The sequence below is a fragment of the Komagataeibacter oboediens genome (genome assembly GCF_003207815.1).
GTDB lineage: Bacteria > Pseudomonadota > Alphaproteobacteria > Acetobacterales > Acetobacteraceae > Komagataeibacter > Komagataeibacter oboediens.
In genome coordinates, this window is record NZ_NKTX01000122.1 from 1 (window position 1) to 4,180 (window position 4,180).

Annotated in this window: 3 protein-coding genes and 1 pseudogene; all 4 read left to right on the plus strand. The window is 50.3% G+C overall.

Annotation, left to right across the window (positions count from 1 at the left end; genetic code table 11):
- Positions 1 to 394 (plus strand): transposase (locus CFR80_RS17130; protein ID WP_146221695.1); only part of this gene is annotated, 394 nt, incomplete at its 5' end.
- Positions 395 to 750: 356 nt separating this feature from the next.
- Positions 751 to 1,863 carry a hypothetical protein gene (locus CFR80_RS17135; RefSeq protein ID WP_110507787.1) on the plus strand — a complete coding sequence of 371 codons (1,113 nt, stop codon included), beginning with the start codon at positions 751 to 753 and terminating at the stop codon, positions 1,861 to 1,863.
- Positions 1,841 to 3,772 (plus strand): autotransporter family protein, encoded by a 1,932-nt coding sequence (locus CFR80_RS17140; RefSeq protein WP_232276095.1) that lies wholly within the window; start codon positions 1,841 to 1,843, stop codon positions 3,770 to 3,772. Before CFR80_RS17135 ends, CFR80_RS17140 begins: the two co-directional genes overlap by 23 nt.
- A 248-nt stretch (positions 3,773 to 4,020) precedes the next feature.
- Positions 4,021 to 4,180 (plus strand): annotated as a pseudogene (locus CFR80_RS17145) (IS5/IS1182 family transposase); the annotation flags it as partial.

Below are 4,180 nucleotides of genomic sequence, written 5' to 3' on the forward strand. Positions count from 1 at the left end.
GATCGGTCTCCCAAAGACAGTGCTCGCCGACACCGGTTACGCCAGCGGGCAGGCGGTCCGGGACCTGCGGAAAAAAGGCATCGATCCGCTGGTCGCCATCGGACGGCCCTGCGCCCGCAGGCCTTATGACTTCCGGCCACCTCCTGAAGACAGGGAACCGCGCCGGATCACCGAACCCTGGCGGCTTGCCATGAAGGACAGGCTGGAAACTACAGAAGCCGGAGATATTTACAGACTACGAAAACAGACCGTGGAGCCGGTCTTTGGAATTATCAAAAGCATCATGGGGTTCAGAAGATTCAGTCTGCGCAGCCTTGCAAAAGTCACGACCGAATGGACACTCGTCGCTCTCGCATACAACTGCAAAAGAATGGCACGGCTTCACGCAGCATAAGCCGGGTCAGCCTCGGCGTTATCAGCCGCAAAATGCCCAACCCGACAGGCTGCTAGAGCATTATTGCCGCCAGTCCAGAGCGCTGGAGGGTGCGGACGGCGTTGTCGTTTTCATCGGGCTGCAGGTTACGATTCAGCTTGTGCTGTATATTCTTTGCATGACCGAGGAATTGCATGGTCATGGTATTGAATGGTAGAGGAGTTAACCATTTCACCAGATGCAGACACACATTGCAATAAAATCAAGAAATGTTTTGTAATGCATTATCCTGTAAAGTCTATTGCCTTTTGTGTATCATTCTGATATTTAATAAAAAATATAACATAAAAATAATCGGCTCGGTAAAGTGTAAAATTATGAATGTAAAATATAAAAGAGATGTATTTTTATATTGCTTTACCGCAGTATGTACCATTTCTTTTGCGCATGCAGCAACCAATACCATATCAGGCCAGGATTCTACGAATATTGATGCATCCAGCTCGATAAATACAGATGATGATGGCATTACCATCAAGGCGCCGACAGATGTTTCCGTAGATATTGCAAGCGATGGTTCCGTTACCGCCGCAGGTGATGGCGTGCATGCGAAGGCTGCATCCACGGGACAGATATCAATAACCAACAGTGGGACGATCACCAGCACATCTGATGGGCAGGCCATAGATCTCAATGATATGTCGGGCGACAGCAATACGACCACGATCACCAACACGGCGACTGGTCAGATTGTTTCTGACAATGCTGACGGTATTCGCCCCGGAACAAATGCTACCGTAATCAATAGCGGTCTGATTTACGCCGATGGTCCTACTGCCTCCAGCCATGATGGCATTGATTTTCAGAGTGCGCCGACGGGCACGGTAATCAATGAAACCGGGGGGCTGATTTCCGGGCATCGGCATGGGATTACCACTGACGGGTTCGTAAACGTTACAAATGAGGCGGGTGCCACCATAATAGGCCGTAACGGATCAGGTGTCGGGTCTGACGGCACCGGTCAGGTGACCAATTACGGTACTATTATCGGTGCCTATGATGGTTCGGGAACGGGAGACGGTGATGGCGTCGACATTGACGGAGACGCCGTTGTCAATAACTGGGGAACAATCAAGGCATTGGGTGCTGCTGGTGTCGATAAGACAGGCTCACCAAATGCGTCTGAAGGCTTGGCACTAACTGAAAATTCCACAGTAAACAATTATGCCGGTGGCGTCATTGAAAGCGTTGATAATGCAATGACGCTAGGCGGTGATCCGGACACGATTGCGGTTGTCAATAATATGGGAACCGTTCTGGCTGGTGGTACTGGCATCTGGGACTATCAGAATCTGGAGTTAACCAATTCCGGGACCATCAAGAGTGATTACCTCGGTGTCTCCTCCACGGGAACTACCGCAAATATAAACAATTCTGGATATATATGGCGCGGATGCTGGCATATATATGTTTCCTGGGTCGTCATATAATATTTATAATTCAGGTTATATCGGTGGAGGAACTAATTCCCTTGTTCTTGCCGGAAGTGGTAATCTATACATAGAAAAAGGTTCGGTCATAGACGGAACCGTTGCAGCAGGCGGTGGCGGAATCAATTCGCTATATCTGGAAGATGGAGCAAAGTTTGGTTCGTCAACCGGTCTGGACAATCTGTTTGTAGAAGGTTCGTCCGAGATTGATGGGACCAATACATTTTCAAACGTGCAGATTGATGCAGGAAGTGCCCTGACCGTATCTGGTGCGGGCAGCATTAGCGGAACTGTCGACGATAGTGGTCAGTTGTATATTGACGGCACGGATAACCAGATCGATGTGAACGCACATGGATCTACTGCCACGTTGTCAGGTAACGGAAGTATCAATTCTGCCACGATTGCGGACCATGCTACGCTGTCCCCTGGCAGTGCAACGTCAATGGGTACCCTGACGATTGCAAATAACCTTTCCATGGATAGTACGTCCGTACTCGCGATCAAAGCCGATACCAGTAGCCTGAAAAATGATTCTGTCCAGGTTGGGGGAACGGCAACGTTAAACGGCGGAACCGTTGATTTTACCGATATTGCATCTGGGGCGTCGATAAGATCCGGACAGGTTTATACAGTTCTGACTGCCCAGAAAGTTGTCACGGGGCAAGCTGCAAATCTTGTTACCAATATAGATTCGATTTACCCGTTCATCTCGCCCTATCTTGAATATGGCGAAGATAGTGTGGACGTAGCCATCCGTCGCAACGACAGTAAATTTTCTTCTGTTACACAGACCCGCAATCAGTTCGGTGTCGCGAATGCTCTGGACAATGCGGGGAGTGCTGCCCTGTCGTCTGTTATTACCAACATGGATGCGACACAGGCTCGCAGGGCTTTCAATGCTCTGTCCGGGGAGATCCATGCTTCCGCGCGGACAGATTTGGTCCAGGACAGCTTTTATGTGCGGAATGCGGCGGTCGATCGGTTGCGTGACGCTGCCTGTGATCCGGGTGCTGGGAATGGAGCACTCAAAACTGCGACTATGCAGGGGCATCTGACAGATGGCCTCTGTCAATCAAACCGTAGCGCCATGTGGATGGAAGCATACGGTGGATGGGGCCGTAATTCCGGTGACGGCAATGCTTCGGGCATGAACCATTCAGTTGGCGGATTTGTGCTGGGCGCAGATACGATGGTTGCCGGAAACTGGCGTGTCGGTGGCATGGTGGGTTATGGTCACTCCACCTTTAATTCCCGCGCGGTGGATTCCTACGGTCATAGCAATAACGTCAGTATTGGCGGTTATGCGGGAACACATTGGGGGCGTCTGGCCTTCAGGATGGGTGCTGCTTACACCTGGAACATGCTGTCAACCGGTCGGACAATTGCCCTGTCGTCTATGAATAACGGCAAGGCCAATAGTCAATATGATGCAGGGACTGCGCAGGCATTTGGCGATCTGGGGTATCGCATGCATCTGGGGCAGGCATCGTTCGAACCATTTGCCAATGTGGCGTATGTTAATCTGGATACGGACAGGTTTAACGAACATGGCACTGCGGCCGCATTGAATGGTCATGGCATGGATACAGGGACTACTTTTTCGACCTTCGGGGTCAGAGCCTCCTCCGCTTTTCATGCCGCGCATTTCATACTGGTGCCGGGAGCGGAATTCGCCTACCGGCATACGTTCGGATCGCCAGTGCCAACCACCCATGAAGCATTTGCGAACAGCAATGCGACGATGGATATTTCTGGCGTGCCCCTGTCAACCAATGCAGCTGTGCTGAATATTGGTCTTAAGGCGTACCTGAGTGACCGCGTAAATGTTGGCGTGAATTATATTGGCCAATATGGTGACCAGTCTGTTGAATCGGGGCTTCGTGGAAATATAAAGGTGAAGTTCTAACGCCATTTCGGGATGACTTTCTGGAGGTTCGATATGACGATTTTCCAGAAAGGCTCCTGTATACACTTTATTTAAAAAATCACATTAGAGAAGATATTCAATGTGAATATGTAGCGCATGTGCAATATGGCGTACTTCAACTGTGCTGCCCTGCTTATTGTTGTTCTCAATCTCAGAGCCTGATCCGAAAGTTTTTGAACAATACCAGCCTGTTGTGATTCATCCGTCTTTACGAAGAGATGGAGTGAATGGTGACATGGACTGGTATTGCCCGACGTGAACATAGCCGGGAAGGACTGCGATATCCATCGGATATGATGGACGGGGAATGGGCTTTGATCGTGCCATTTGTGCCCCCTGCGAAACGGGGCGGTCGCCCTCGCACGACGGATATGCGCGAGGTGGTCA